Origin of the sequence: Inhella proteolytica (genome assembly GCF_016093275.1) — a bacterium.
In the GTDB taxonomy this organism is placed as follows: Bacteria; Pseudomonadota; Gammaproteobacteria; order Burkholderiales; family Burkholderiaceae_C; genus Inhella; species Inhella proteolytica.
Genome location: NZ_JAEDAK010000015.1, coordinates 42590 through 67016, shown reverse-complemented (window position 1 = coordinate 67016; position 24427 = coordinate 42590). Strand labels below are relative to the sequence as shown.

The following is a 24427-nucleotide window of genomic DNA, read 5'->3' as shown; positions in this document are numbered from 1 at the left end:
GATAAGAAAAGATGAATCAGGGAGTGGAAGCGGGCGCCACCTTGTCGGTGGTGGTGCCTTGCTATAACGAATCGGAAGTCATCGACGTGACCGTGCCGCGCCTGCTGGCGATGGCCGATTCGATGACCGATTTGCACACCGAACTGGTGTTCGTGGACGACGGCAGCCGCGACGCCACGCTCAGCCAGCTCAAGGCCTGGGCCACGCGTGATGCACGCATCAAGGTGCTCAGTTTCGCGCGCAACTTCGGCCACCAGGTGGCCGTGACGGCCGGCATCGACGCCGCGCGCGGCGACGCCGTGGTGCTGATCGACGCCGATTTGCAGGACCCACCGGAAGTGGTGCCGCAGATGGTGGCGAAGTGGCGCGAGGGCTTTGACGTGGTGTACGGCATGCGCACCGAGCGCGAGGGCGAGACGGCCTTCAAGCGCGTCACCGCCAAGGCCTTCTACCGTCTGCTGAACCGCATGTCCGATGTGCCCATCCCGCTCGACACCGGCGACTTCCGCCTGATGAGCCGGCGTGTGGTGGATGCCTTGAAGGCCATGCCCGAGCGCGACCGCTTTGTGCGCGGCATGGTCAGCTGGGTGGGCTTCCGCCAGGTGGCCTTGCCCTACCGCCGCGCCGAGCGCTTTGCCGGGGAATCGAAGTACCCGCTGCGCAAAATGCTGCGCTTCGCCACCGACGGCCTGTTGTCCTTCTCCACCAAGCCGCTGCAGATGGCCATCAGCGTGGGCGCGCTGGCCTCGGCGCTGGCCTTTGCGGGCATCGTCTACGCGCTCATCATTCGCCTGGCCACCGACCGCTGGGTCGAAGGCTGGGCCGCTCTCTTCATCGCCACGCTCTTCCTGGGCGGTGTGCAGCTCATCACCGTCGGCATCCTGGGCGAATACATCGGCCGCATCTACCACGAGGTCAAGCGCCGCCCGCTCTATGTGGTGGGCGAGACCGTGGGGCTGGGCCATGCGGACGACTGAGCGGGCAGCAGCCCGCGGCGAGTTCCTGCGCTTTCTGCTGGCCGGACTGGCCAACACCGCCCTGGGCTATGCCGTCTTTCTGGTCCTGCACCAGGGCCTGGGCCTGCAGGCAGGCTGGGCCAATGCCTGGAGCTATGGCGCCGGCCTGCTGCAGGCCCTGCTCCTGAACCGCTGGTTCGTGTTCCAGCAGGCGCGGCTCAGCGCGCCGGCGGTGCTGCGCTTCGCCCTGGGCTTTGGCCTGTGCTTCGGGCTCAACCAGGCGGTGCTGCATGCGCTGCTGGGCCTGGGCCGGCCGGCCGCGCTCGCGCAATTGGCGGCCATGGCCAGCTACACCCTGAGCTTCTTCGTGCTGAACCGGGCCTGGGTATGGAAGCGCGCCTGACGCTGGCGCCGCCGCGCCTCAGCACGGTGTGGCGCGATGCGCTGCTGATCCTCGGCCTGGGCTTGCTGAGCCGCTTCTGGCTGTATGGCCAGGCGCTGCTGATCAACGAGGTCTTCAGCCTGGGCCGCACCCCGCTGGACCTGCTGTGTTCCTGGGACTGCGGCTGGTACCAAGACCTGGCGCAGCACGGTTACCACCAGCAGCCTCTGGGCCCGGAAGGCAACCCGGACGCCGATGGCAAGGCCAATTGGGCCTTCTTCCCGCTCTTCCCGCTGGCCGCGCGCGCACTGATGGAGCTGGGCTTGGGCAGCTTCCAGCTGGCTGCGCAGCTGCTCAACAACCTGGCCTTCTGCGCCTCGCTGGGCCTGCTGTTCAGCCATTTGCAGCGCTGGCTGCCGCGCCAGGATGTCTGGTTCGTACTCTTGCTGCTGGCCTTCTCGCCCTACTCGCTGTACTTCAGCGCGCCCTACACCGAATCGCTCTACCTACTGCTGATGCTGGCCAGCCTGCTGGCCGCGCACCAGGGGCGCTGGCTGCTGGCCGGGCTGTGCGGGGCCTTGCTTTCGGCCACGCGCAACCTGGGCGTGTTCCTGGCCTTTTCGCTCGCCGCACTGGCCCTGCAGCAGTTCGGCTGGCGGGCGCTGCTGCGCTTCGCGCCGGGTACCGAGCGGGCCTGGTTGGCCTGCGTGCTTTGCGGTGCCGGCCTGTTTGCGTACATGGCCTTCCTGCAGGCCTGGGTGGGTGATGCGCTGGCCTTCTCGCATGTGCAGGCGGCCTGGGGTGGCGAGTTCATGAACCCCTTCAAGCGCATCCTGCAAGGCTTGGGGGCCAGCGGCTACGAGTTCTATTGCGCGCTCAGCCTCAGCGCCGGCCTGGCGGCCGGCCTGTACCTGGCGCGCCGTGGTTTTTGGGCCGAGGCTCTGGTGCTGTTCATCGGCTGCCTGATTCCGGCCACCGTGCGGCTCGCCTCGGCGCCTCGCTATGCGCTGACGCTCTTTCCCGTCTATCTGGCCATCGGCCTGGCGGTGCGCGGGCGGCCGGTGCTGCAGTTGGGGTTGCTGCTGCCGGCGGCCAGCTTCGGCGGCTTCCTGGTGGCCGCCTGGATGGCGACCAAGGTGGTGGCGCTGTGACCGCGCGCCGCGAGTTCTGGCCCCTGCTGCTGGCTGCTGCCTTGCTGGCCGCCTACCTGGCCGTGCTGAGCCGCCCGGCCGAAGTGGGTGAGCGCTACCGCCTGTTCTTCATCGAACGCGCCGTGCGCGCCTGGAACAACGGCCAGGACCCGCTGCTTCGCCTGGGCGAGCGCCTGGACTTTCGCCAGGAGCTGCCGCAGCGTTCGCTCGACGGCTGGAGCGTGGCCGAGCCCGCTGGCACCTGGACCCAGGGGCGCCGCGCCGGCCTGACCCTGCACCTGGCTCCGGGCGAAAACCCAGGCCGCCTGCTGCTGGACCTGGAACCCTTTCTGGCCCCGCAGCGCGGCCTGGATGCCCAGCCCCTGATCGTGTTCCTCAACGGCCAGCGCCTGGGTGAATGGGCGGTGCAGGGGCCGCAGACCCTGAACCTGGCGCTGCCGCCCGGCAGCGGGCCGTTGCTGCGCCTGCGCTTCGAGCTGCCGCGTGCGCAATCGCCGCGGGTGCTGGGCGTTTCGCCCGACGGGCGCGCGCTGGCGCTGCGCTTTCGCTGGCTGCAGATCGAGTGATCAGGCCGCGCCGGCGTAGCCGTTCTGCCGCCAGGCCTCGAACACCGCCACCGCCACCGCGTTGCTGAGGTTCAGGCTGCGCTGCGCCGGCCGCATCGGCAGGCGCAGCCATTGCGTGGCGTCAATCTGCGCCCGCACGGCCGGGTCCAGGCCGGCGGATTCGCTGCCGAACACCAGCCAGTCGCCCGGCTGCCAGGCCGGCTCCTGAAAGCCACGCTGACCGCGGGTGGTGAAGGCGAACAGGCGCGCGGGGTCGGGCTGCTCGGCTTGTGTGAAGGCGGCCCAGCTGGGGTGCACGCGCAGCTCGGCGTACTCGTGATAGTCCAGCCCGGCGCGCTGCAGCAGCTTGTCTTCGAGCGAAAAGCCCAGGGGCTCGATGAGGTGCAAACGGCAGCCGGTGTTGGCGGCCAGGCGGATCACATTGCCGGTGTTGGGTGGGATCTCGGGGTGGACGAGGACGATGTTGAACATTCAGTCAGGCATGCGGGTCAGGGGTTCGGGCCACCACCCAGGCTTGCACGCTGGCGGCGCCATGGCGCTGCAGCTCCTGCGCCAGCGCGGCCACGGTGGCGCCGGTGGTGAGCACATCATCGACGATGGCCCAATGCCCGCCGCGTACTGGCGCACCGGTGGCCAGCGCGAAGGCACCGCGCAGGTTGGCCTGGCGCTGCGGCCGGTTCAGCTGAGTTTGCGTGGGCGTGTCGCGCAGGCGCAGCAGCCAGTCGCGCTGCACCGGCAGGTTCAGGCGGCGGCCCAGGGCCCTGGCCAGTTGCTCGGCGGGGTTGTGGCCGCGTGCGCGCAGTCGCGCCTCGTGCTGGGGCACGGGCAGCAGGGCTTGGGGGCGGGGCAGGTGCTTGGGAGGCTCGGGTAGCAACTCGGCCAGGGCCACGGCGGCGCCCAGCTCGCCGCGGTACTTCAGCGCTTGCAGCAGGCCGTCCCAGGGGGCTTGGTAGTCCACCGCGGCCAGGCAATGCGTCAGGCCCAGGGGTTCCTGCAGGCAGTGGCCGCACAGCTGGCTGTGCGTGCCGGGCGGCAGGGGCAGGGCGCAGCCGCTGCAGCGCGGCAGGGGGCGGGCGAAGGCGCTGCGGCAATCGGCGCAGATGCGCGCGCCGTTCCAGCCCAGGCAGACCCAGCAGCCGCCGGGCAGGGGCCAGGCGCGGGGATGCAGGCGCTGCAGCAGGCTCATGCGGGGAGCTTAGCGATACTGCCGCGGTGAGCCTGAACCCCCCTGATCCCCGTGCCCTGGCGCGCCAGGCGCGCCGCTTGGCCAAGTTGGGCGAAACGCCCTGGCTGTCGCAGATCCTGGCCGCCCGCATGGCCGAGCGCTTGGACTGGATCAAGCTGGACGCGCAGACCGTCGTGTTCTGGCAGGGCCTGCTGGGCGGCGGCCAGGCGGCGCTGCGGGCGCGCTACCCGCAGGCCGAGATCCTGTGGGCCGAGCCCGATGCGGCCGAGGCGGCGCAGCACCTGCTTCGTGCGCCCTGGTGGCAGCCGTGGAAGCGCAGCGCGGACCGCGTGCTGGCGCCCGAGGCGCTGCCGCCGGGTGGCGCGCAGATGCTCTGGGCCAGCCTTGGGCTGCTGGGCCAGGCCGAGCCCGATGCCTTGTTCCGCCGCTGGGCCCAGGCGCTGGCGCCGCAGGGCTATCTGCTCTTCTCCACCCTGGGGCCGGACAGCTTCAAGGAACTGCGTGCCCTCTATGCCAGCCAGGGCTGGGGCGCGGCCACGCCGGCCTGGATCGACCTGCACGACCTGGGCGACGCCCTGCTCAAGGCGGGTTTTGCCGACCCGGTGATGGACCAGGAGCGCATCACCCTGACCTGGGCCGATGCCGAGACCCTGTGGCGCGAGCTGGCGGCACTGGGCGGCAACCTGGCGCCGGACCGCTGCGCCGGCCTGCGCACGCCGCGCTGGAAGCAACGCTGGCTGGCGGCCGCGGCCGAGCATCTGCGCCAGAGCGATGGCCGGCTGGCGCTGACGCTGGAGTTCGTCTGCGGCCACGCATTGAAGGCTGAGCCGCGCGTGCCAGGCGAGGCGAGCGTGTCGCTCAGCAGCCTGAAGGACCAGCTGGCGCAGCGGCGCAAGTCCTAAGAAGCTGCGAGGCGCTCGGCCACATGGCGCACCAGGGCGCGCGCCTTGGTGCCGGCGGTGGCGGCGGGCAGGGTCAGAGCCTGGATCTGCTCGCCCTCGGCGATGGGCAGCTGCCAGCCAGGCAGCAGGTCCACCAGCCGGCCGGCGGCCAGGTCGGCGCGCACGCAGTAATCCGGCGCCAGCACCACGCCCGCGCCCTGACGGGCCAGCTCGATCAAGGCGTCCATCGAATCGCCGCTGAAGCTGGGCTGCAGCTCGACCTGCTCGGTGCGCCCGTCCACATGGCGCCACAGCAGGGGCACGGCATCCGGCGCGTTGCCGAACAGCAGCAGGGGCTGCTGCTGCAACTCGGTGGGTGATTGGAGCGCCGGGCCCGGCGCCGCATAGGCCTTGATGCGAAAGCGCAGCACCGGCTGCGCCACCCAGTCCTGCGGCGGCTTGCGGGTGATGCGAAAGGCCACATCCACGCCCTCGCGCAGCAGGTCGACACGGCGGTCGGTGAACAGCAGGTCGAGCTGGATGCCGGGGTGCAGGCGGCGGAACTCGGCCAATAGCGGCAGCAGCACATGCTGGCCGAAGGTGGCCACCGCCGTGATGCGCAGCTGGCCCTGCAGGCCCTGGGCGTCACGGCGCAGGCTGTGGCGGGCGGCCTCGGCTGCCTCGCGCACGGCCTGGGCGCGTCGGGCCAGCTGGCGGCCGGCGTCCGTCAGGCCCAGCGAGCGGGTGGTGCGTGCCAGCAGGGCCTGGCCCACCTGCTCCTCCATCGCCGCCACGCGGCGGCTGATGGCTGCGCGCGTCAGGCCCAGCTGGCGCGCGGCCTGCGCAAAGCTGCCGGCCGCGGCCACGCGGGCGAACAGCTCCAAGGCGTTCGCGTCCAGCTCGTTGCGCTGGCGCCGCAGGGTGACGGCGGAAAGGGCCTCTGCAGCCTGTTTTGTTGATCTCATGTAACCAGTGTGTGGATCGACGGCCATCTAGTCAACAAAGAGTCTCGTTTCTAGCATTCGCCCACCGTTTCCAGACCGAGATCGCCATGCACGCCCAACTCACCCGCCCCTCCTGGCCCCAGCTGCTGGGTTCGCCCAATCTGGCCCTGCTGCAGGCCGCGCTGCCCGGGGAGGAGCCGAGTGCGATCGAGGGCTTGAACCTGGCCTTTGCGGCGGCCGATGGCGCGCTGCTGCACGGCCGCGTGTTCGAGCCTCAAGGGGCGGCGCGTGCCGTGGCCGTGCTGGCGCCGGCCACTGGCGTGCCCCAGCGCTACTACCAGGCCTTTGCGCAATGGCTGGCCGCGCGCGGCTATGCGGTGCTGAGCTTCGACTACCGCGGCATGGGCGCTTCCCGTGCTGCCGGAACGGGCCGGGCCTCGATGCGCGATTGGATTCGCCTGGACCTTTCCGCCGCCCTGGCTGCCGCGCGTGAACGCGCCGGGCGCGGGCCCCAGCGCCTGCCCATCCTCTGGGTCGGGCACTCGCTCGGCGGCAACGGCTTGCCGATGGTGGAGGGCCTGGCGCACCTGGACGCCGCCATCACCGTGGGCTCGCAGTTCGGTTACTGGGGCCTGTGGCCGGCGGGCTGGCACCGCACCGTCACCCGGGTGTTCTTCTCCCACTGGGTGCCGCTGTGCGTGCGCGTGACCGGCCGCCTGCCCGGCTGGGCCCTGGGGGGCGGTGAGACCCTGCCGGGCCCCGCCGCCATGGACTGGAGCCGCTGGGGCCGCTCGGCCGGTTACTTCACCGACGACCCGGCCTGCCGCGACTGGTACCGCCCGCAGGATTTCCAGGGCCATCTGCAGCTCTGGAGCGTGGCCGACGACCTGACCTATGGCCCCGCGCCCGCCGTGGACGCACTGGCGCGCTGCTTCGAGCATGCGGGTGAGCGCGTCGAGCGCATCCATCTGCATCCGCAGGAGATCGGTCTGAAACGCCTGGGCCACTTCGGCCCCTTCCGCCGCGCGGCGGGTGAGCGCCTGTGGCCGCTGTTGTTGGAGCGGATCGAGGCGAAGGTGCCGGCGCTCAGTCCGGGGTGCTGAGAGCCGGAACGCCGTCCAGCACGCGCCAACCCTGTGCCCATAACGCCTGGACGGCGCGCGTTTGCAGTTCGGCCTGCAACTGCTGCGGCGCGGTGCCGGCGCGTGCATGCCAGGCCGGGCTGAGCCACTCCAGCCCACCTTCTGCGCGGCAGACCGCCAGACGCCAGGCCGGGGTGTGGCGGCTGCCTTCTTCGGCCAGCACACCCAGCCAGTCGCCCGGGCCGATGCGATGCGCCAGCTTGAGCAAGGTGAGGGCGTCAGCGGCTGCGGCCAGCGGCAGGACCTGGTCGGCCAAGGGACCGATCAGGTAGCGGTTCAGGCTGGGGCGGTTGTCGCTGCGAGCCGCCGGTGCGGCGAAGGCATGGCGCTGGGCCAGGCAGCGGTCGAAAGAGGCAAGACCTTGCATGAATGAAAAACTCCGTGAGCCCAAGGACCGGCGTTTGCCGGCCCGGGCTTCACGGAGCCGCAACGCTTTAGCCGTACTTGTTAACCGCCCGCAAGTAGTTGGTAAATCGGCGGTGCTGGGCGCGCAAGGCGAACAGCGAGCGCGCAGTGTAGAGGTGCCTGCGCGCTTGGGGAAAGAAGGCTGTCAGACCTTTTTCACGAACTCCGACTTCAGGCTCATCGCCCCGATGCCCTCGATGCGGCAGTCGATGTCGTGGTCGGCATCCACCAGGCGGATGTTCTTGACCTTGGTGCCCACCTTGACCACCAAGGACGAGCCCTTGACCTTGAGGTCCTTCACCAAGGTGACGGTGTCGCCATCGGCCAGCACATTGCCCACGGCATCGCGCACCACGCGGGCTTCGGGCTCGGAGGCTGTGGCAGCCTGCGCCGACCACTCGTACGCGCATTCAGGACAGATGAACTGATCACCGTCCTGGTAGGTCAGTTCGGAATGGCACTGGGGGCAGGCGGGCAGGGTGTTCATGGGCGGCGCGAGGAAGAAAAAGCCCCCAGCCACTTGCGCCGCTGAGGGTTTTGATTTGGCTCCTCGACCTGGCCTCGAACCAGGGACCTACAGATTAACAGTCGAACGAAGCGGGGAGGCAGCTGCGAGGTAAGTGTAAGAGCCGTAACTGCTGCACTCTTTTGGTGGTCGTGAGACTCCTGGATGAGAGCCGGTATCGAGCCACCATAAAGACGTGAAGGAGGCTGATTTGGCGGCCAACTTGTTGTTGGTTAACAGGAATTCTGAAATTCGAGCCGAGCAGCGTTCGACGGTCGGGCCCACTGTTCGACGGAATCGCCCGAAGATGGAAAAGGGCCCTGGCAGCCAGCGGCGCCGCTTGCAGCAGGGCATCCAAGTCGATGGTGCAGAACTTCCCGCCTAGGCGACTCGTTGCAGGGGCGGGCGCTCCTGCAGCACAGAAGCAGCTTGCACCGCCTGTACCAATCCGGCATTTGACAAATGGGCGTACCGCATCGTCACCTTCGGGTCAGAGTGCCCAAGGATCGTCTGCACGCTCGTAAAGCGTTCGACCGTTTTCCACGAGCAAGCTGGCGAAGTTGTGTCGCTGGTCGTGAATGCGCAGGTGTCTGCGGCCAGCGGACGCAAAAGGATTTCATCCGTTCTCGCGAATGAGGCTCTGTGTTCCATGCCCCCGAGCCGGAGGCCTCGGGTTCACTATGGCAGGGGCGGGGTCCACCCCTTTTGGTTTCAGCTGCGGTGACGACGCGATGCAGCGGCGCCGACGAGTCCGAGGCCGACCAGCGCGAGTGTCATCGGCTCAGGGACATGGGAGATAACCAGCAGATTGTTTGCGCCTTCGATAGCGGGACCTTGGGTGAAGCCATTCTGGAAACCCAAGCCGTCGGCGTGGAAATTGGCAAGGTTGAAGTCACCCACCAAGTCGTAGTGCAGATCGATCTGGTCGCCGATCAACCACGCGGTGGAGGAAACGGTCCAAACCGTTTCGCCGTACACACCGGTCAAGTCATAAACGCCGGAGATGCCCTGCTTTGTTGGGCCGCTGACGGACACGGACGACGCGGCGCCGTTGAACGAATTGATCCAGTCCAAGCTGGGGTCGGAGACGTGGCCGAAACCGAACTGGTGGTGGTAGCCGGAACCCTGAACGGTGATCGTGCCGATGATGTCGAACGAGATATGCGTTGAGGTCGCCGACAGGTTCTGGATCACGACATCAGCATGCGCGGCCAGTGTTGCGCAGGTGAGCGCCAAAACGCTGGCAATCCTATTGAGCTTGATCATCCCGGACTCCTTGTTTGGTAGGGCCTCTCGCAAAAGCAGGAGTCATGCCAGCTCTGTCAATCTCATAGCTGACAGCTGTTTGCATCGTTGAGGCGAGGGAATTTAGGGCGATGCCGTAAGGAGTTTCGACAGGGTGATGGGCTGTCCGTCATTCTCCAAAGGGGACGGGCTCCCCTCGTTTAGCTTGGTACGGCAGGGGGGCAGGTTAAAGGAGGCAGAGGTTGTGGCGCTGGAGTCGGTTGATGACATCCACAACTTTGCCGAGCAGTTGAAAGCGACAGCGGCGTCCTATGGAGCCGGCGAAAGCTGAGGGCCTGAAGACGCTGGGCATCAAACTTCGGAAGCGCGCAAAGAAAAACCCCCAGCCGCTTGCGCCGCTGAGGGTTTTGATTTGGCTCCTCGACCTGGGCTCGAACCAGGGACCTACGGATTAACAGTCCGGCGCTCTACCGACTGAGCTATCGAGGAATCGATCTGTCCGGCCGCCAATCGGTTGCGACGGCCTTCAAATACAAACGCACCTGAGCGGGATGCACAAGGTGCGTTGTCTGATTGTGTTCGCTGGGTTGGCTCCCCGACCTGGGCTCGAACCAGGGACCTACGGATTAACAGTCCGGCGCTCTACCGACTGAGCTATCGGGGAACAGCGAAGACCGCGAGTATAGACTGTTTTTTTGAAGGTCTACAAGAGGGCGATCAGAGCGCGAGGCTCAAACCAGCCTTCCACACGCGCGGCGCCAGCGGGAACAGATAGCTGTGCCCAAAGCTGTACGGGGCTTCCTTCCAGGCGCGCTGGTTGGTGGCGTTGTCCACGCCGAGCTGCCAGGTCCACTGCTGGGTGCCGACCGCATGCTGATAGCGCGCGCTCAGGTCCAGGCGGGTCCAGGAGGGTAGTTCGATCGAGTTGTCCGGCAGCACGGCGCGGCGGCCCTCGTGCACCAGGTTCGCCTGCAGGCGCAGAGCCTGCAGCACCTGCTGGTGCACGCCCACGCGGTAGGAGCGCGCCGGCACGTTCACGGGGCGCAGGCCGTTGACGCCGACCTGCGTCGAGCCCTCGCGGCGGGCCTGCAGCCATTGCGCCGAGCCCACCAGGCCGCCACCCTGCCACTTGAAGTCCGCTTGAGCTTCAACACCGCGGTGGCGCGCCTCGCCGTCCACACGGCGCTCGCAGCTGTTGGCGGCGCTGCAGCTGCCCAGGTCGGCCCAGACCGGCCGCTGGATCTGGAAGGTGGCCAGGCTCCATTCCACGGTCTGGCTGCCGGCCTTCAGACCGGCTTCGAGCTGGCGGCTCTTCAGCGCCGGCAGTGCGCGGCCGGCGTTCTGGTAGCGGCTGCGGTTGGGGATGACTTCGCTCTCGATGCCCTGGCCCCAGCTGGCGTAGACGCGCAGGTCCGGCGCCAGCGCCCAGCTCGCACCCAGCCAGGGGGTGGTGAAGGACTGCGTGTAGTTCGTGGCACGCGAGCCATCGGTGCGCACGGCCTCGCGTTCGATGCGGCTGTGGCGCAGGCCAGCGAAGAGCTCGAGCGCACCGATCTGTACCTGGTCGCTGAAGGCGAGTTCACGGTTGCGCTCGTCGCGGTGGGTGTTCTCGTCGGTCAGGCTGGGGTCGGGCTGGCTGGGCGTGGGCTGGAACACCGAGCCATAGCCGACCCAGTTGTAGGCCTGGCGCTGGAAGCGCGCCTCGTAGCGGCTCAGCAGGGCTTCGGCGCGAAGCTGGTGCGTCAGGCCGCCCAGCTGCACGCGGCCGTCCACGGCGGCGCGCAGGGCGTCGGTATCGCGGCGCTCGTTCTCGCTGCGGAAGTCGTAGAGGTCGAAGCTGCCGTCGCTGCAGTAGCGGCTGTAGTCGTCCTCGCTCGGGCAGCCGAAGGGGAAGGCGACGCGGTCGTCATTGCGGGCGCGCTGCACGCCGGCCTGCAGGAGCAGGTTCCAGTCGGCGTTCAGGCGCTGGCGCAGGCGCAGGGTGGCGAAGTCGTTGTCCAGCACCACCGGCAGGCGCCAGCTGGCCTCATTCAGGTTGCGGCGGATGTCGACGCTTTCGATGCTGGGCAGGCGGTTGCCCAGCAGGCTGAAGCCGGGTTGGCTGGGTTGGCTGTGCTGGCTGCTCTCAACTTCCGCTTCCAGCAGGGTGTCGGCGCCCAGGCGCCAGTCACCCGCCAGGGCCAGGCCCTGTTGGCGGCCGCGGCTGTTGTGCAGCCAGGGGTCCAGCTCGGCGGCGGCCAGGTTCACGCGCAGGCCGAATTCCTTGCCCCAGCGCTTGGTCCAGTCCAGCGCCAGCGCGCGCGAGTTGTGCTGCTCCCAGCTCAGGCGCAGGTCCAGGCGGTCGGCGTCCGGGCGCTTGACGACGAGGTTCAGCAAACCCCCAGGCGCACTGGTGCCGGCTTGCAGGCCGCTGCTGCCTTTGAGGAGTTCGAGTGCGGCCTTGTTGAACAGGTCCAGCCCGGTCTCGCCATTGATGGGCAGGCCCTCGCGGCGCAGGTTGAAGCGGGTGTCCAGCTCGTAGCCGCGCACGCGCAGCTGGGTGTAGTAGCCGATGCTGTTGTAGCTGTCGCTCACCGAGGCATCGAGCTTGGGCAGTGCGCCCAGGCCGTCCAGCCCGAGGTCTTGCAGGCGCTCGGCGTCGATGCGCAGGGCCTGCAGCGGCAGGCGGGCGGCGGGGGTGTCGCCAAAGCCGCCCAGGCTCACGGGGGCGTTGGCGTTGCGGCCGCTGACGGAAACGGTGGGGAGCTGCTGCTGGGCCTGCGCTTGCAGGGCCAGGGTGAGCAGAGCGAAAGGAAGGGCGTACTTCGGTGTCATTGCCATCGGTGGTGATGGCAGGGGGCGGGCAGGGCGCCGCGGGCGCCTTGGCCACGCTTCCCTGCGCGAGGATTACCTCAATCAGGTTCCAAGGGTTTGTCTCAGCCGGCGGCAAGGCCACCAGCACCCCTAGCGTGGGTCGCGCTCGGGAAGATCCCGATGCGCGAAGCCGCAGATTGTAGGGCGCGGCGTTTCCGCGCCCGGTTCAGCGCGGCTGGAACAGCAGGCGATCGACGAGATCGCGGCGCAGGGCCGGCTGGCTGGGCAGGTGGTCGAGGAGGGCAATGGTGCGGTCGCAGGACGCGGCGCCATCGCGCACCGGGGCATCCGGCGCGTCGGCCCATAGCCGGCTCAGCATGCCGATGGCGGCCGAGCCCACCGAGCGCTCCAGCACTTCCATCTCGAGCGGGCTGGGCGGCTTGGCGCGCCAGCTCTTGGCGGCGCTGCCGGCCGCGTCCAGCAGCCACTCGCTCTCACGCACCTGCAGGGGCAGGGGCAGTTGCTGGCGCACGCCCAGTCGGCCGTCCAGCAAGTCCCTGCAAGGCAGGCGCTCGCCGCGCTTGGCCGGGGCTTTCAGGGACTTCAGTTGTTCGGCCACCAGTTGCACATAACGGCGGCGCAGCACGGCATCGCTGCCGCCAATCAGCGCGGGCATCAAGGTGGCCAACTGGGGCATGGCGGCGGCTTGCACCTCTTGGTCCGAAGCGCCTTCGACATGGGCGGCTCGGACGCGCGTGGCCACTGCGGCCAGGGTGCCGGGCGCGTGTTGCTCCAGGGCCTCCCAGACCGGGTGCTGATGCAGTGCATCCTTGTACTCGGCCTCGGACGAACCGATGGGGGGCAGGTCGATGGCCAGGGTCTCGGGCAGCGGAGGGATCAGGCGGTGCAGCAGCAGGTCCTTGCGCGGCGCAAACCAGATGCTGTGCGAGGGCGTGCTCAGGGTCTGCTCGATCAGCGGCTCCGGCAGGCCGAGCTTGCGGTAGATGCGGGCTAAATCCTGGTTGGCCAGTTCGTCGATGACGGGGTTGTAGGTGCCCGTGCTGGCGCGGTGGAAGCCCAGTTGCGCCCCGTTCATCACCTGGCGCGGCTCGCCAGCCAGGAACAGCAGGGTGCAGGCGCTGGCACAGGTGCCCACCACCCGGCTGGAGTGGCCATGCTTCTTGAGCGCCTCGGCCATCTTCTCGGCCTCGCGCACACGCCCGCCGGGCGAGCTGAGCTCGATGCGGCGCAGGCCCTTGGCGCGCTCGCTGGCCAGCAGGGTGCGCAGGCGCTCGCCGTCACCCAGTCCGATGGTGCCCTCCAGCTTCAGGCTGCGGCCGTCGTCCGACAGGCTCAGCGTGGCCTGGCCGATGGGGTCGATGCCGCGCGCCATCTGCCAGAACGAGCCGACCTGGGGCAGGAAGCCGAACAGCACGGACACGATCAATTGCAGGGCACCCAGGCCCAGGGTCAGGCGCGCAAGGAAGCTCCACAGGCCCGAGCCACCGTCCTCGCGGTAATGGCCTGCCGCGCGCCAGCCGCCCACCACGCACCAGGTGTCCAGCAAGATCAGCAGGGGCACGCCGATCAGCAGCACGATGGCGCTGACCTGCAGCGAGTCACCCTTGGCGCTGATCCAGGCCATCAGGCCGGTGAGCAAAAAGGCCAGCGGCGAGGCCACCAGGATGTTGTTGACCCAGTAGCTGCGCACCAGGCTCTGCTCGCCGCGCCAGTGGCTGGCGAAGTAGCCGGGTCGCTCGGGTCTGAATGGGGTCTGCGCGGCCGGGCCGCGCGTGGAAACCGGGTTCATGTGGGCTGCAGCCTCCCTCAGGCTCTTGTGGAATCCAGAAACGGCAACGCCGCCCCTCAGGGCGGCGTGCTCTTTTTATTCTTCTGTCCGGCTCAGTCGAACACCGGCGTCTCGACGCCCAGCACCTTGTGCAGCTTCGGGCTGGTGGTCGTGTACTGCAGGTGCACACGCTTCTCGGGGTTGATGATGGGCATCGCCCCGAAGGCGGCGAGGGCCGCTTCGTGGAAGCCGCTGAGGATCAGCTTCTTCTTGCCCGGGTAGGTGTTGATGTCACCCACCGCGAAGATGCCCGGCACCGAGGTGCTGAATTTTTCGGTGTCAACCAGGATCTGCTTGCGCTCCAGCGCCAGGCCCCACTCGGCGATCGGGCCCAGCTTGGGGCTGAGGCCGAAGAACACCAGCACCTCGTCGCAAGGCACCACGCGGGTGACGCCGTCACCGCCGGTGACCTTCACGCCCTTGAGCAGGCCGTCCTCGCCCTCGTCCAAATCAGTGACCTGGCCGACGATGAATTGCATCTCGTACTGCTCGCACAGCTCGCGCATCTTGGCCACCGAGGCCGGCGCGGCGCGGAAGCCATCGCGGCGGTGCACCAGGATCACGCTCTCGGCCTTGTGCGGGTTGCCATCGGCATTGCCGGCGCAGAAGTTCAGCGCCCAGTCGAGCGCCGAGTCGCCACCACCCACGATGACCAGATTCTTGCCGGCGAACTGGCTCGGATTCTTGACCCGGTAGTGCACCTGGCTGCTCTCGTGCTTGTCGATGCCATCGACCTTCAGCGTGCGCGGCTGGAACGAGCCCACGCCGCCGGCGATGAAGATGGTCTTGGTGAGGAACTGCGTGCCCTTGCTGGCGGCGACGAAGAAGCGGCCGTCTTCCTGCTTCTCCACCGTGGTCACTTCCTGACCGAGGTGGAAGGTCGCGCCGAAGGGCTCGATCTGCTTGAGCAGGTTGTCCGTCAGTTCCTTGCCGGTGACGACGGGCAGGGCCGGGATGTCGTAGATCGGCTTGTCGGGGTAGAGCTCGATGCACTGGCCGCCCGGGTAGGCGAGCGAGTCAATGATGTGCGCCTTGATTTCGAGCAGGCCGAGTTCGAAGACCTGGAACAGGCCCACGGGGCCGGCACCGACGATGACGGCGTCGGTCTCGATGACGCCGGCGTGAGGAGTAGCTTGGTCCATTACTTGATCAACTCGGGGAGCTTCCCGGTCTTGTCCTTCCAGTCATCCGCATCGGGCAGCGGGGCCTTGCGCTTGGTGATCGAGGGCCATTTCTTGGCCAGATCGGCATTCAGCTTGATCATGTGCTGCTGGTCGCCGGGCACGTCCTCTTCGGGGACGATGGCGTTCACCGGGCACTCGGGAATGCAGACGGCGCAGTCAATGCACTCGTCCGGGTCGATGGTCAGGAAGTTCGGCCCTTCCCGGAAACAGTCCACGGGGCAGACATCGACGCAATCGGTGTACTTGCAGCGGATGCAGGCTTCGGTAACGACGTGGGTCATGGTGGCGTGGCTCGCGCTGGGTAGGGCAAAGCCGGCGATTTTAGGTGGTGGGGAGGGTTTGCCTGGAGGGCTGCTTTGACTTGGCGCAGAGGCCATGCGGGTTTGCCAGGGCCAGCGGCCTGGCGCCCACGCCCACCGTGACGACCGTGGGTCGGCCGCGGTGCAGCAGGGTGGCCGCCGGCAGGTCCTGCAGCGCGTGGCTGCTGGACAAGGCATCGGCACAGCCGGCGCGGCTGACGACCAGTGTGGGCGTTTCCGCTGCCCAGCCCGCGGCCAGCAGGCGGCGCTGCAGGGCGGCGAGCTGCTTGCCGGCCATGTAGAAGACCTCGGTGTCGGCACTCTTGCTGGCGATCAGCTCGCCAGCTTGCGTCATGGCGGTGCTCAGCGCCACGCTGCGGCCGGCGCCACGCCGCGTCAGAGGGCGCTGGGTGTGCGCGGCCGCGGCCAGCGCGGCGGTCACGCCTGGCACCACCTCGGATTCAATACCGGCCGCGGCCAGGGCTTCGAGCTCCTCTTCCAGGCGGCCGAACACCGAGGCGTCGCCGCCCTTGAGGCGCACCACCAGGGTGTTCTCCATCGCGTGCTGCACCAGCAGGGCGTTGATCTCGGTCTGCTTCACGGCATGCGCAAAGCCGCGCTTGCCCACGTCGATCCAGCGGGCGTTTGGCGCAAAGGCGCGCAGCGCGGGGTCGGTCAGGGCGTCGAACAACACCACCTCGGCGGCGCCCAGGCGCTGCACGCCGCGCAGGGTGATCAGGTCGGCGGCGCCGGGGCCGGCGCTCACGAAGGCCACACGTCCCATCACCAGTCCTCCTCGGCCGGCGCGGCGGCCGGCAGGTCCACCAGCAGGGCGCCGCTGGTGCGGTGGCTGGCGGGGTCGACGACGATGAGCGCGCCACCCACCCGGTTGAACTCGAAGGGCTCGACCGGCAACTCGTGCTGCACCTCCATCTGCACGCGGCCGATGGCGTTGACGCCGAGTTCGTGCGCGTCGCGCGCCTCCAGGCTGTGGATGTCCAGCACCGAGTCGATGGCGGCGATGCGCGCCTGCACCCAGCGGTTGCCGTGGCGCACCCAGTACTTGCGGCCGGGCTTGGCGGGTTCGGTGTCCAGCCAGGCCAGCGTGGCCGGGAAGCGGTTCTGCAGCTGGGCCTTGCCCGGGTGGGCAATCCAGTCGCCGCGGCTCACGTCGAGCTGGCGGTCCAGGATCACGCCGACGGATTCACCGGCCTGGCCCCGCGCCACGTCCTCGGCGGCGCGGCGCAGGCCGGCCACCACGGCCTTTTGGCGGCTGGGCAGCACCTCGATCTCGTCGCCCACCTTCACCGCACCGTGGGCGATGCGGCCCCAGAGCACGCGTGGCTGGAAGCCCGCGCCTTCGCTCTGGTAGGCATCCTTCTGTACGTACTGCACCGGCAGGCTCAGCGGCGCGTCCACGCGCTCCTGCACGCAGGGCAGGCCTTCCAGCACCTGCAGCAGCGAGGGGCCGTTCCACCAGGGCGCATCCAGCGGCTGGGTGACGTTGTCGCCGCGCAGCGCGCTTACCGGCACGGTGGCGGCCACCTCCAGCCCGGCGGCCTGGGCAAAGGCCTCGAGCGCGCGCTTGACCTTGGCAAAGCCGGGGCCGGGCTGCTCGATGGCGTCGATCTTGTTGATCGCGAACACGATGCTGGGCACGCGCAGCAGCTGGGCCAGCAGCGAGTGGCGGCGCGTCTGCGCCAGCAGGGTCACCTCGGGCTGGCTCAGGTCCAGCTTGGTGATGTCCACCAGCACCACGGCGGCATCGCTGCCGGCCGCGGCCGTCACCATGTTGCGGGTGTACTGCTCATGGCCGGGGGCGTCGGCAATGATGAACTTGCGGTGCTTGGTGGCGAAGTAGCGGTAGGCCACATCGATGGTGATGCCCTGCTCGCGCTCGGCCTCCAGGCCATCGGTCAGCAGGCTCAGGTCGATGGGGCTGCCAGCGGCACGGCGCTCCAGGGTGTCGAGCTGGTCGGCCAGGATGGCCTTGCTGTCGAACAGCAGGCGGCCGATCAGGGTGCTCTTGCCGTCATCCACCGATCCGGCGGTCAGGAATCGCAGCGCTTGCATCAGAAGTACCCCTCTTTTTTCCGACGTTCCATGGACGCGTCCGAGGTGCGGTCGTCCATGCGTGTGGCACCGCGCTCGCTGATGGTCACCGTCAGCGTCTCGGTCACCACTTCGGCGGCATTGCGCGCCGGGCTTTCCACCGGGCAGGTGCAGGTCATGTCGCCCACGGTGCGGAAGCGCACTTCCACGGTCTCCACGGCCTCGCCATCCTGCGGCGGGGTCACGTCCGTCAGCGGCACCAGCAGGCCCTTGCGGCGCATCACCTGGCGCGGGTGGGCGTAGTACATCGGCGGCAGCGGGATGGCCTCGCGCTGGATGTAGAGCCACACATCCAGCTCGGTCCAGTTGCTGATCGGGAAGCAGCGGAAATGCTCACCGGGGCGGATGCGCGTGTTGAACAGCGTCCACAGCTCGGGGCGCTGTTCCTTGGGCTGCCATTGGCCGAAGGAATCGCGGTGGCTGAAGATGCGCTCCTTGGCGCGCGCCTTTTCTTCGTCGCGCCGCGCGCCGCCGATCAGGGCGTCGAATCGGTGCTCCTCGATGGTCTCCAGCAGGGTCACGGTCTGGTGGCCGTTGCGGCTTTCCAGCGGGTGCGCCAGACGGATCGTGCCCTTGGCGATGCTGTCTTCCAGATGGCCCACCACCAGGCGCTCGCCCATCTCGGCCACGCGCTGGTCACGGAAGCTGATGACCTCGGGGAAGTTGTGCCCGGTGTCGATGTGCACCAGCGGGAAGGGCAGCTGCCCCTTGAAGCCGCTGGGGTGCGCCTTGTCCTTGAGCTTGAAGGCCTTCTCGGCCAGGCGCAGCACCACGCAGCTGTCCTTGCCGCCGCTGAACAGCAGAGCGGGGCGCTCGAAACTGGCGGCCACCTCGCGCAGGATGAAGATGGCTTCCTCTTCCAGCGCGTCCAGATGGGCGTTGTCGACTTCGGCGATCAGGTGTTCGGGTTTCACAGCGGCATTCATGGTTTGACGTGCAGTCCGCATTCTTTGGTTGACTCCTCCCACCACCAGCGGCCGGCGCGGAAGTCCTCGCCCACGGCGATGGCGCGCGTGCACGGCGCGCAGCCGATGCTGGGCATGAACTGGTCGTGCAGCGGGTTGGTGGGCACCTCGAAGCGCTCGACGTAGGCCCAGACCTCGGTCCAGGTCCAGTCGGCGATGGGGCTGAGCTTGCGGCGTCCCTGGCCGTCGTCCTCGTCGAACGCCACCTCGGCACGGGCGCCCGATTGCTCGCGGCGCAGGCCGGTGATCCAGGCGCTGCGGCCCTTGAGCATGCGCGCCAGCGGCTCGAGCTTGCGCACACCACAGCAGGCCTTGCGCAGCTCGATGCTCTTGAACATCGCGTCCTCGCCCTCGCGGCGCACGAACTGGATGACCTGCTCGTTGACCGGCTGGAACACTGCCACTTCGCGGCCGTAGCGCTCGGCGATGCGCGGGATCAGGCCCAGGGTCTCGGCGTGCAGCTTGCCGGTGTCCAGCGTGGCGATGTCGATCGGCAGCTGGTGGCGGGCGATCAGGTCGGTGATGACCATGTCTTCCACGCCCAGGCTGCTGCTTTGCACCAGGCCATCGCCATGGCTGATGGCGGCATCGCGCAGGCGTTGCACGGCGGCGGCGATCTTGGCGTCGAGCTGCGGGCTCCAGCGCGCGTAGAGCGCAATGGCATTGCCGGTGGCCGGTGAGTTGGCCCAGGCCAGGCTGCTGACGGCGCTCATCGCGCTGCGCTCCGCAAGTAAGCCGGGCGCGCCTCATGCACATCACCCTGGTAGAAGCCTTCGGCAAAGAAGGCCAGCGCGCGGCGTGCGGCGTCCTGGCTTTGATCACCGCGTAGCTGGGCCTCGTCAAAGCCGGTGCGGTGCAGCAGCTGCAGCATGTCCACCAGCACCTCGCCACGGGCGCGGATGGCGCCGGCGAAGCGGTGGCGCGCGCGCAGCAGGCGGGCCTGGCTGTAGGCGCGGCCATCGGTCCACTTCGGGAAGTCCAGCACCACCAGGGCGATGCGGTTCAGGTCCGGCACCAGCTGGGTGATGTCGGCATCGTTCGGGAACTCGATGGCCACCGGCACGTCGGCGGGCCAATGGCCGCGCACGGCATGCCATTGCTCCAGGCTCAGCAGGCGGTGAGGGGCGGGGTCCGGGTCGGGCTTGGGGCCGTCTTCGCCGACGGCGTGTTGCCAGAGGTCGTGATGCGGGTCGATGAACTTCATGCTCGGTCTCAGGCGCGTGCGGTGGCGACACGGACCGCATTCGCGGCCGTTTTGAAGGGGTCCAGGCCGATGCGCTTCACGGTCTCGATGAAGCGCTCGCCAGCCTGGCGCTGGGCCTTGTAGGTCTCCAGCACGGCTTCCACTGCGTCGGCAATCTCGTCGGCCGCAAAGCTCGGGCCAATCACCTTGCCCGCCGTGGCCGGTCCACTCAGGGTGCTGCCATCGCTGCCGCCCAGGGTCAGCTGGTACCACTCGGTGCCGTCCTTGTCCACGCCCAGCACGCCAATGTGGCCGCTGTGGTGGTGGCCGCAGCTGTTGATGCAGCCGCTGATGTGCAGGTCGATGTCGCCCAAGTCTTCCAGCTCGTCCAGGTCCTGGTAGCGCTCGGCAATCGCCGCGGCCAGGGGCAGCGAGCGGGCATTGGCCAGCGCGCAGTAGTCGCCGCCGGGGCAGGCGATCTGGTCGGTCAGGCGGCCGGCGTTGGGCGTGGCGAATCCTGCTGCGCGCGCGGCCTCGAAGAGCTTGGCCAGATCGGCCTCGCGCACCCAGGGCAGCACGAGGTTCTGGCGGTGGCTGACGCGCAGCTCGCCCTGGCTGAAGCGGTCGGCCAGGGCGGCGGCGGCGTCCATCACATCGGCCGAGGTGTCGCCCGGGGCGATGCCCACGCGCTTGAGGCTGAGCGTGACGGCACGGAAGCCGCTGACCCGGTGCGCGTGCACATTGCGCGCCAGCCAGCGCTGGTAGGCGGGCTCGATGCTCAGGCGGCTGGGGTCGATGGCCGGGATGGCGCGCACATCGCTCGGGTCGACGAAGCAGGCCTTGACGCGCGCCAGCTCGGCCTCGGGGATCAGCTGCTCGTGCCCGCCCAGATCGCCGGCCAGGATGGCCTTGAACTCGGCATTCACGGCATCGACGAACTTCTGGCCCTCGGCCTTGACGAGGATCTTGATGCGCGCCTTGTAGAGGTTGTCGCGCCGGCCGGCCAGGTTGTAGACGCGCACGATGGCCTCGATGAAGACGAGGATCTGCTGCCAAGGCACGAAGGCGGCCACTTCGGTGGCAATGATCGGCGTGCGGCCCATGCCGCCGCCGACGAAGACCTGGAAGCCGACGGCGCCGGTAACGTCCTTCTTCAGCTGCAGGCCGATGTCATGCCAGAGGATGGCGGCGCGGTCTTCCTCGGCGCCGCTGACGGCGATCTTGAACTTGCGCGGGAGGTGGGCGAATTCGGGGTGCAGGGTGGACCACTGGCGCAGGATTTCGCAGTAGGGCCGCGGGTCGACGATCTCATCGGGGGCGATGCCGGCGAAGGCGTCGCTGGTGATGTTGCGGATGCAGTTGCCGCTGGTCTGGATGCCGTGCATGTCCACCGCGGCCAGCAGCTCCATCACCTCGGCGCTGCGGTCCAGCGGGATCCAGTTGTATTGCAGGTTCTGGCGCGTCGTGAAGTGGCCGTAGCCGCCCTGGCCCTTGAAGGGGCCTTCGCTGACGATGTCGTACTCGCGGGCGATCTTGGCCAGCTGGCGCAGCTGCGGGCTGCTGAGCTCGCCGTAGGGAATGGCGACGCGCAGCATGGGCGCGTGGCGCTGCACGTACCAGCCGTTCTGCAGGCGCAGGGGCCGGAATTCATCCGTGCCGAGCTGGCCCTTGAGGTGGCGCTCCAGCTGGTCGCGGTACTGCGCGGCGCGCTGATGGACGAAGTGGCGGTCGAAGGCGGTGTACTTGTACATAGTCTTAAGCCAGGGCCTTCCAGAGGTTGAAGGCGCTGATCAGCACGATGACCGATCCGACCAGGGCCAGCAAGGCCTTGGTGTGCAGGCGGGCGGTCAGCAGGGCGGCAAAGGGGGCGGCGAACAGGCCGCCGATGACCAGGCCGGCCACGGTGGTCCAGGGGCTCTGGTCGCCAATCAGCACGGCGAACACGCCGGCGCTGATGAAGGTCAGGAAGAACTCGGCCAGGTTGACCGAGCCGATGGTGAGGCGCGGGTCGTTGCCGGTGCCCACCAACGTGGTGGTCACCACTGGGCCCCAGCCGCCGCCGCCCACCGCGTCCAGGAAGCCGCCGGCCAGGCCGAGCTTGCCGACATGCTTGGGCTCTTCGCGGCGCGGCTTGATCTTGCGGAAGATCTTGCTGATCACATAGAGGCCCATCAGCAGCAGGTAGCCCGCCACAAAGGGCTTGATGGCCTTGCTGTCCACGCTGGACAGCAACCAGGCGCCGCCCGCCGCCCCCAGCATGCCCGGTACCAGCAGGCGCAGGAACAGGCTCTTGTTCACGTTGCCCAGCTTGATGTGGCTGATGCCCGAAACGCCGGTGGTGAAGACCTCGGCGATGTGCACCGCTGCGCTGGCCACCGCCGGGCTGCTGCCGCTGGCCAGCAGGAAGCTGGTGCTGGTGATGCCGTAGGCCATGCCCAGGGCGCCGTCCACCGTCTGGGCCAGCAGGCCCACCGCGGCGGCGGTCCAGAACTCGCGGCTGCTGAGCGCCTGGGCGATCAGTTCGAAGCCGCCGCTGTGGCCCACCGGCTGGTTGAAGAGGCGCGTGGCCAGCGCGATGGTCAGCGCCATCAGCAAAAACACCACCGACCACATGGCGTAGCGCAGCACCGGGTGCGCGCTGGCCTGGCCCGCGTGCGTGACGGCGTTTTCCAGCGGCGGCAGGCCGAGTTCGGCGTGCTCGGCATTCACCGGGTTGTTGCTGAGGTCGAGGTCGCGGACTTTCATGGAGGTCGCGACTCTAAGAATCCGAGCTTATTTCCGAAACTACTTTTTCGTTGGCTTTATATGCTCATTAAGAATATGAGGCCAAACGTTCCAGGGTGAGTGCCATGTCGCGCAGTCGCAGCGGCCAAGCGGCCGGGCCGGCGGCCAGCAGCTCGCGCAGGCGCGCGGCGTCGGCGGCCGGGTCGCCTGCGGTTTCCCAGAGCGGGTCCTCCACCGCCTCGCCGGGCGCCAGTTCCAGCGCCTGGCCGGCCTGCCAGGCCTGCAGGCTGGCCGGACGGCGCGGGTGCGGGTAGGCCTCGCCCTCGCAGCCCTTGAGCAGCAGGGCGGCGCCGCCATCTGCCGCCGTCAGCCGGGGCAGGGCCTGGCCCAGGCGGTCGAGGAAATCGCCATGCGTCACGGCCACCACGCGCACCGAGCGCCCGGGTGCCGGGTCCAACAGCTTGACCAGGGTGTGCGCGCTGTTGCGCAGGCCCAGCCGCGGGCGCAGGGCCATCAGCGCGTCCAGGCCCGGCGCCAGCGCGGCCGTGGGCAGCACGGCCAGGCGCTGCTGCGCCAGCGCGGCCTCGGCCGCGGCCGGGTGTGCGCACAGCGGGTGGCCCAGGGCCTGCAGCAGCTCGAAGGTGGCGCCGCGGGCGGCGCCGAAGTCGCTGCGGCCGTGGATCAGCACCGGCACGCCGCGGTTCGCGAGGTGCTGGGCCAGCAGCGGCATCAGATTGAGCAGCTTGCGCACGCCGTTCAGCGCCGGCAGCAGCACCAGGCGCGGCCCCGGCGGGGGTGTGAGGCGCTGCGTGCGCGCCTGCAGCGCCTCGGCAAAGCCCAGCAACTCCTCGACGGATTCGCCCTTGACGCGCAGCGCCAGCACGATGGCGCCGAGCTGCAGGTCCTCGACCTGGCCGTCCAGCATCGCGCCGAACAGCGCGGCGGCTTGGGCGCGATCGAGGTCGCGGGCGCCACGCGCACCGCGACCGATTTCCTTGATGAGGGCGGGCAGGTTCAGGGCTTCGTTCATGGCCGGCTCAGCATAGAGACAATCGCGCCCGCCATGATTCGTCGCCTGTTCAGCCTTTCTTTGCTGCTTGCCCTGCTGGCCTGCAGCAGCCCCCATCCCGTTCCCACCCCGCCGCCGGTCGAGCCCGTGCAGCCGCCACCGCCCAAGGTGCTGCGCGCGCCCAAGGTGGCGCTGGCGCTTGGGGGCGGCGCGGCGCGCGGCTTTGCGCATATCGGCGTCATCCAGGTGCTGGAGGAGGCTGGCATCAAACCCGATCTGGTGGTCGGCACCTCGGCCGGCTCCCTGGTAGCGGCGCTGTACGCCAGCGGCAAGAACGGCACCGAGATGGCGCGCCTGGCCGAGACCATGGACGAGGGCGCCATCACCGACTGGAGCTTCCCGCTCAAGGGCCTGATCAAGGGCGAGGCCCTGGCCCGCTATGTGCGCAGCCAGACCGGCGCGCGCCCGATCGAGCAGATGAGCCTGCCGCTGGGCATCGTGGCCACGCACCTGGCGGATGGCCAGGGCGTGATGTTCCGCACCGGCGACCTGGGCACCGCGGTGCGCGCCAGCAGCGCCGTGCCGGCCGTGTTCCAGCCGGTGGAGATCGGCGGCAAGCTTTATGTGGACGGCGGCCTGGTGGCGCCGGTGCCGGTGCGCTACGCGCGCCAGATGGGCGCCGAGGTGGTGATCGCCATCGACATCAGCTCGCCGCCCAACCCGCAGACCAAGACCGACCCCTTCAGCCTGCTGATGCAGACCGTGGCCATCATGGGCCGCTCGATCAACAGCCTGGAGTTGCGCGAGGCCGAGGTGGTGCTGCGCCCCGAATTGAACGGCGTGGCTTCGAGTGACTTCAGCGCCCGCATGCGTGCCGTGGCAGCCGGTCGGGCCGCCGCCCAGGCCGCCCTGACGCAACTGAAGAAGGCCGTGGCGCCGCGCTGAG

Annotated in this window: 25 protein-coding genes, 2 tRNA genes and 1 riboswitch; of the genes, 7 read left to right on the top strand and 20 right to left on the bottom strand. The window is 68.8% G+C overall.

The genetic code is table 11. From position 1 onward, the window contains the following. Positions 1-11 precede the first annotated feature (11 nt). The 4 genes from I7X39_RS18285 to I7X39_RS18270 are packed head-to-tail and all read left to right on the top strand — an operon-like array spanning position 12 to position 3055. Positions 12-977: a glycosyltransferase family 2 protein gene (locus tag I7X39_RS18285; protein ID WP_198112611.1), complete on the top strand. Its 966-nt coding sequence runs from the start codon at positions 12-14 to the stop codon at positions 975-977. After that, on the top strand, positions 964-1359 hold the full coding sequence (locus I7X39_RS18280; RefSeq protein WP_198112610.1) for a GtrA family protein: 396 nt from the start codon (positions 964-966) through the stop codon (positions 1357-1359). Before I7X39_RS18285 ends, I7X39_RS18280 begins: the two co-directional genes overlap by 14 nt. After that, on the top strand, positions 1344-2489 hold the full coding sequence (locus I7X39_RS18275; RefSeq protein ID WP_198112609.1) for a putative hexosyltransferase: 1146 nt from the start codon (positions 1344-1346) through the stop codon (positions 2487-2489). Before I7X39_RS18280 ends, I7X39_RS18275 begins: the two co-directional genes overlap by 16 nt. After that, positions 2486-3055, top strand: coding sequence for a hypothetical protein (locus I7X39_RS18270; RefSeq protein WP_198112608.1), 570 nt, complete (start codon positions 2486-2488; stop codon positions 3053-3055). The genes I7X39_RS18275 and I7X39_RS18270 overlap by 4 nt, the downstream gene beginning before the upstream one ends. Here I7X39_RS18270 and I7X39_RS18265 read toward each other — a convergent pair whose 3' ends face one another. Further along, on the bottom strand, positions 3056-3526 hold the full coding sequence (locus I7X39_RS18265; RefSeq protein WP_198112607.1) for a tRNA (cytidine(34)-2'-O)-methyltransferase: 471 nt from the start codon (positions 3524-3526) through the stop codon (positions 3056-3058). It lies immediately after the preceding gene. Positions 3527-3530: 4 nt separating this feature from the next. Further along, entirely contained in the window at positions 3531-4241 is a 711-nt protein-coding gene (locus tag I7X39_RS18260) for a ComF family protein (protein WP_198112606.1), read from the bottom strand. 26 nt (positions 4242-4267) lie between these two features. Here I7X39_RS18260 and I7X39_RS18255 point away from each other — a divergent pair, with 26 nt between their 5' ends. After that, on the top strand, positions 4268-5143 hold the full coding sequence (locus I7X39_RS18255) for a methyltransferase domain-containing protein (protein WP_198112605.1): 876 nt from the start codon (positions 4268-4270) through the stop codon (positions 5141-5143). Here I7X39_RS18255 and I7X39_RS18250 read toward each other — a convergent pair. Then, positions 5140-6087, bottom strand: coding sequence for a LysR family transcriptional regulator (locus I7X39_RS18250; protein WP_198112604.1), 948 nt, complete (start codon positions 6085-6087; stop codon positions 5140-5142). The two genes, I7X39_RS18255 and I7X39_RS18250, sit on opposite strands and share 4 nt — an antisense overlap. An 86-nt stretch (positions 6088-6173) precedes the next feature. Between I7X39_RS18250 and I7X39_RS18245 the strand changes: the two genes are divergently transcribed. Further along, a complete protein-coding gene (locus tag I7X39_RS18245) occupies positions 6174-7169 on the top strand; it encodes an alpha/beta hydrolase family protein (RefSeq protein WP_198112603.1) in 996 nt (331 codons plus the stop codon). Here the strand turns inward: I7X39_RS18245 and I7X39_RS18240 are convergent. From I7X39_RS18240 to ybiB, 17 genes are all read right to left on the bottom strand, one after another. Beyond that, positions 7153-7575: a hypothetical protein gene (locus tag I7X39_RS18240; RefSeq protein ID WP_198112602.1), complete on the bottom strand. Its 423-nt coding sequence runs from the start codon at positions 7573-7575 to the stop codon at positions 7153-7155. The genes I7X39_RS18245 and I7X39_RS18240 overlap by 17 nt on opposite strands. Before the next feature lie 183 nt (positions 7576-7758). Next, positions 7759-8100, bottom strand: coding sequence for a zinc ribbon domain-containing protein YjdM (locus tag I7X39_RS18235; RefSeq protein ID WP_198112601.1), 342 nt, complete (start codon positions 8098-8100; stop codon positions 7759-7761). A gap of 729 nt (positions 8101-8829) precedes the next feature. Continuing rightward, positions 8830-9384, bottom strand: a complete 555-nt coding sequence (locus tag I7X39_RS18230; protein WP_198112600.1) for a PEP-CTERM sorting domain-containing protein — start codon at positions 9382-9384, stop codon at positions 8830-8832. Between the two features lie 392 nt (positions 9385-9776). Further along, positions 9777-9852: transfer RNA gene (locus I7X39_RS18225), tRNA-Asn, on the bottom strand. A 99-nt stretch (positions 9853-9951) separates the two neighbouring features. After that, positions 9952-10027 (bottom strand) — tRNA-Asn (locus I7X39_RS18220). A 53-nt stretch (positions 10028-10080) separates the two neighbouring features. Beyond that, positions 10081-12183, bottom strand: coding sequence for a TonB-dependent siderophore receptor (locus I7X39_RS18215; protein ID WP_198112599.1), 2103 nt, complete (start codon positions 12181-12183; stop codon positions 10081-10083). 35 nt (positions 12184-12218) lie between these two features. Then, a riboswitch (TPP riboswitch) is annotated at positions 12219-12318 on the bottom strand. Positions 12319-12382: 64 nt separating this feature from the next. Continuing rightward, positions 12383-13966: a COG3904 family protein gene (locus I7X39_RS18210; protein WP_198112598.1), complete on the bottom strand. Its 1584-nt coding sequence runs from the start codon at positions 13964-13966 to the stop codon at positions 12383-12385. Positions 13967-14058: 92 nt separating this feature from the next. Beyond that, the gene (locus tag I7X39_RS18205; protein ID WP_198112597.1) at positions 14059-15147 is read right to left on the bottom strand and encodes an NAD(P)/FAD-dependent oxidoreductase; all 1089 of its coding nucleotides are present in this window, start codon (positions 15145-15147) and stop codon (positions 14059-14061) included. Beyond that, a complete protein-coding gene (gene fdxA, locus I7X39_RS18200; protein WP_127681772.1) occupies positions 15147-15470 on the bottom strand; it encodes a ferredoxin FdxA in 324 nt (107 codons plus the stop codon). The genes I7X39_RS18205 and fdxA overlap by 1 nt, the downstream gene beginning before the upstream one ends. Positions 15471-15510: 40 nt before the next feature. After that, complete coding sequence (gene cobA, locus I7X39_RS18195) at positions 15511-16272, bottom strand: uroporphyrinogen-III C-methyltransferase (RefSeq protein ID WP_198112596.1); 762 nt, start codon at positions 16270-16272, stop codon at positions 15511-15513. Further along, positions 16272-17561 carry a sulfate adenylyltransferase subunit 1 gene (locus tag I7X39_RS18190; protein WP_198112595.1) on the bottom strand — a complete coding sequence of 430 codons (1290 nt, stop codon included), beginning with the start codon at positions 17559-17561 and terminating at the stop codon, positions 16272-16274. The genes cobA and I7X39_RS18190 overlap by 1 nt, the downstream gene beginning before the upstream one ends. Further along, a complete protein-coding gene (cysD, locus tag I7X39_RS18185; RefSeq protein WP_198112594.1) occupies positions 17561-18526 on the bottom strand; it encodes a sulfate adenylyltransferase subunit CysD in 966 nt (321 codons plus the stop codon). Before cysD ends, I7X39_RS18190 begins: the two co-directional genes overlap by 1 nt. Then, positions 18523-19278, bottom strand: coding sequence for a phosphoadenylyl-sulfate reductase (locus I7X39_RS18180; protein WP_198112593.1), 756 nt, complete (start codon positions 19276-19278; stop codon positions 18523-18525). Before I7X39_RS18180 ends, cysD begins: the two co-directional genes overlap by 4 nt. After that, positions 19275-19769 (bottom strand): DUF934 domain-containing protein, encoded by a 495-nt coding sequence (locus I7X39_RS18175; protein ID WP_198112592.1) that lies wholly within the window; start codon positions 19767-19769, stop codon positions 19275-19277. The genes I7X39_RS18180 and I7X39_RS18175 overlap by 4 nt, the downstream gene beginning before the upstream one ends. An 8-nt stretch (positions 19770-19777) precedes the next feature. Beyond that, positions 19778-21499, bottom strand: coding sequence for a nitrite/sulfite reductase (locus tag I7X39_RS18170; protein WP_198112591.1), 1722 nt, complete (start codon positions 21497-21499; stop codon positions 19778-19780). A gap of 4 nt (positions 21500-21503) precedes the next feature. Further along, positions 21504-22493, bottom strand: coding sequence for a sulfite exporter TauE/SafE family protein (locus I7X39_RS18165; RefSeq protein WP_198112590.1), 990 nt, complete (start codon positions 22491-22493; stop codon positions 21504-21506). 67 nt (positions 22494-22560) lie between these two features. Further along, positions 22561-23502 (bottom strand): DNA-binding protein YbiB, encoded by a 942-nt coding sequence (ybiB, locus tag I7X39_RS18160; RefSeq protein WP_198112589.1) that lies wholly within the window; start codon positions 23500-23502, stop codon positions 22561-22563. A 33-nt stretch (positions 23503-23535) separates the two neighbouring features. Here ybiB and I7X39_RS18155 point away from each other — a divergent pair, with 33 nt between their 5' ends. Then, a complete protein-coding gene (locus I7X39_RS18155) occupies positions 23536-24426 on the top strand; it encodes a patatin-like phospholipase family protein (protein ID WP_198112588.1) in 891 nt (296 codons plus the stop codon). Position 24427: the final 1 nt, after the last annotated feature.

Excerpts from the sequence above, each read along its gene's own strand:
- I7X39_RS18285 (WP_198112611.1), top strand. The coding sequence starts at position 12 with ATGAATCAGGGAGTGGAAGCGGGCGCCACCTTGTCGGTGGTGGTGCCT.
- I7X39_RS18280 (WP_198112610.1), top strand. The coding sequence starts at position 964 with ATGCGGACGACTGAGCGGGCAGCAGCCCGCGGCGAGTTCCTGCGCTTT.
- I7X39_RS18275 (WP_198112609.1), top strand. The coding sequence starts at position 1,344 with ATGGAAGCGCGCCTGACGCTGGCGCCGCCGCGCCTCAGCACGGTGTGG.
- I7X39_RS18265 (WP_198112607.1), bottom strand. The coding sequence starts at position 3,526 with ATGTTCAACATCGTCCTCGTCCACCCCGAGATCCCACCCAACACCGGC.
- I7X39_RS18260 (WP_198112606.1), bottom strand. The coding sequence starts at position 4,241 with ATGAGCCTGCTGCAGCGCCTGCATCCCCGCGCCTGGCCCCTGCCCGGC.
- I7X39_RS18250 (WP_198112604.1), bottom strand. The coding sequence starts at position 6,087 with ATGAGATCAACAAAACAGGCTGCAGAGGCCCTTTCCGCCGTCACCCTG.
- I7X39_RS18245 (WP_198112603.1), top strand. The coding sequence starts at position 6,174 with ATGCACGCCCAACTCACCCGCCCCTCCTGGCCCCAGCTGCTGGGTTCG.
- I7X39_RS18240 (WP_198112602.1), bottom strand. The coding sequence starts at position 7,575 with ATGCAAGGTCTTGCCTCTTTCGACCGCTGCCTGGCCCAGCGCCATGCC.
- I7X39_RS18235 (WP_198112601.1), bottom strand. The coding sequence starts at position 8,100 with ATGAACACCCTGCCCGCCTGCCCCCAGTGCCATTCCGAACTGACCTAC.
- I7X39_RS18230 (WP_198112600.1), bottom strand. The coding sequence starts at position 9,384 with ATGATCAAGCTCAATAGGATTGCCAGCGTTTTGGCGCTCACCTGCGCA.
- I7X39_RS18215 (WP_198112599.1), bottom strand. The coding sequence starts at position 12,183 with ATGGCAATGACACCGAAGTACGCCCTTCCTTTCGCTCTGCTCACCCTG.
- I7X39_RS18210 (WP_198112598.1), bottom strand. The coding sequence starts at position 13,966 with ATGAACCCGGTTTCCACGCGCGGCCCGGCCGCGCAGACCCCATTCAGA.
- I7X39_RS18205 (WP_198112597.1), bottom strand. The coding sequence starts at position 15,147 with ATGGACCAAGCTACTCCTCACGCCGGCGTCATCGAGACCGACGCCGTC.
- fdxA (WP_127681772.1), bottom strand. The coding sequence starts at position 15,470 with ATGACCCACGTCGTTACCGAAGCCTGCATCCGCTGCAAGTACACCGAT.
- cobA (WP_198112596.1), bottom strand. The coding sequence starts at position 16,272 with ATGGGACGTGTGGCCTTCGTGAGCGCCGGCCCCGGCGCCGCCGACCTG.
- I7X39_RS18190 (WP_198112595.1), bottom strand. The coding sequence starts at position 17,561 with ATGCAAGCGCTGCGATTCCTGACCGCCGGATCGGTGGATGACGGCAAG.
- cysD (WP_198112594.1), bottom strand. The coding sequence starts at position 18,526 with ATGAATGCCGCTGTGAAACCCGAACACCTGATCGCCGAAGTCGACAAC.
- I7X39_RS18180 (WP_198112593.1), bottom strand. The coding sequence starts at position 19,278 with ATGAGCGCCGTCAGCAGCCTGGCCTGGGCCAACTCACCGGCCACCGGC.
- I7X39_RS18175 (WP_198112592.1), bottom strand. The coding sequence starts at position 19,769 with ATGAAGTTCATCGACCCGCATCACGACCTCTGGCAACACGCCGTCGGC.
- I7X39_RS18170 (WP_198112591.1), bottom strand. The coding sequence starts at position 21,499 with ATGTACAAGTACACCGCCTTCGACCGCCACTTCGTCCATCAGCGCGCC.
- I7X39_RS18165 (WP_198112590.1), bottom strand. The coding sequence starts at position 22,493 with ATGAAAGTCCGCGACCTCGACCTCAGCAACAACCCGGTGAATGCCGAG.
- ybiB (WP_198112589.1), bottom strand. The coding sequence starts at position 23,502 with ATGAACGAAGCCCTGAACCTGCCCGCCCTCATCAAGGAAATCGGTCGC.
- I7X39_RS18155 (WP_198112588.1), top strand. The coding sequence starts at position 23,536 with ATGATTCGTCGCCTGTTCAGCCTTTCTTTGCTGCTTGCCCTGCTGGCC.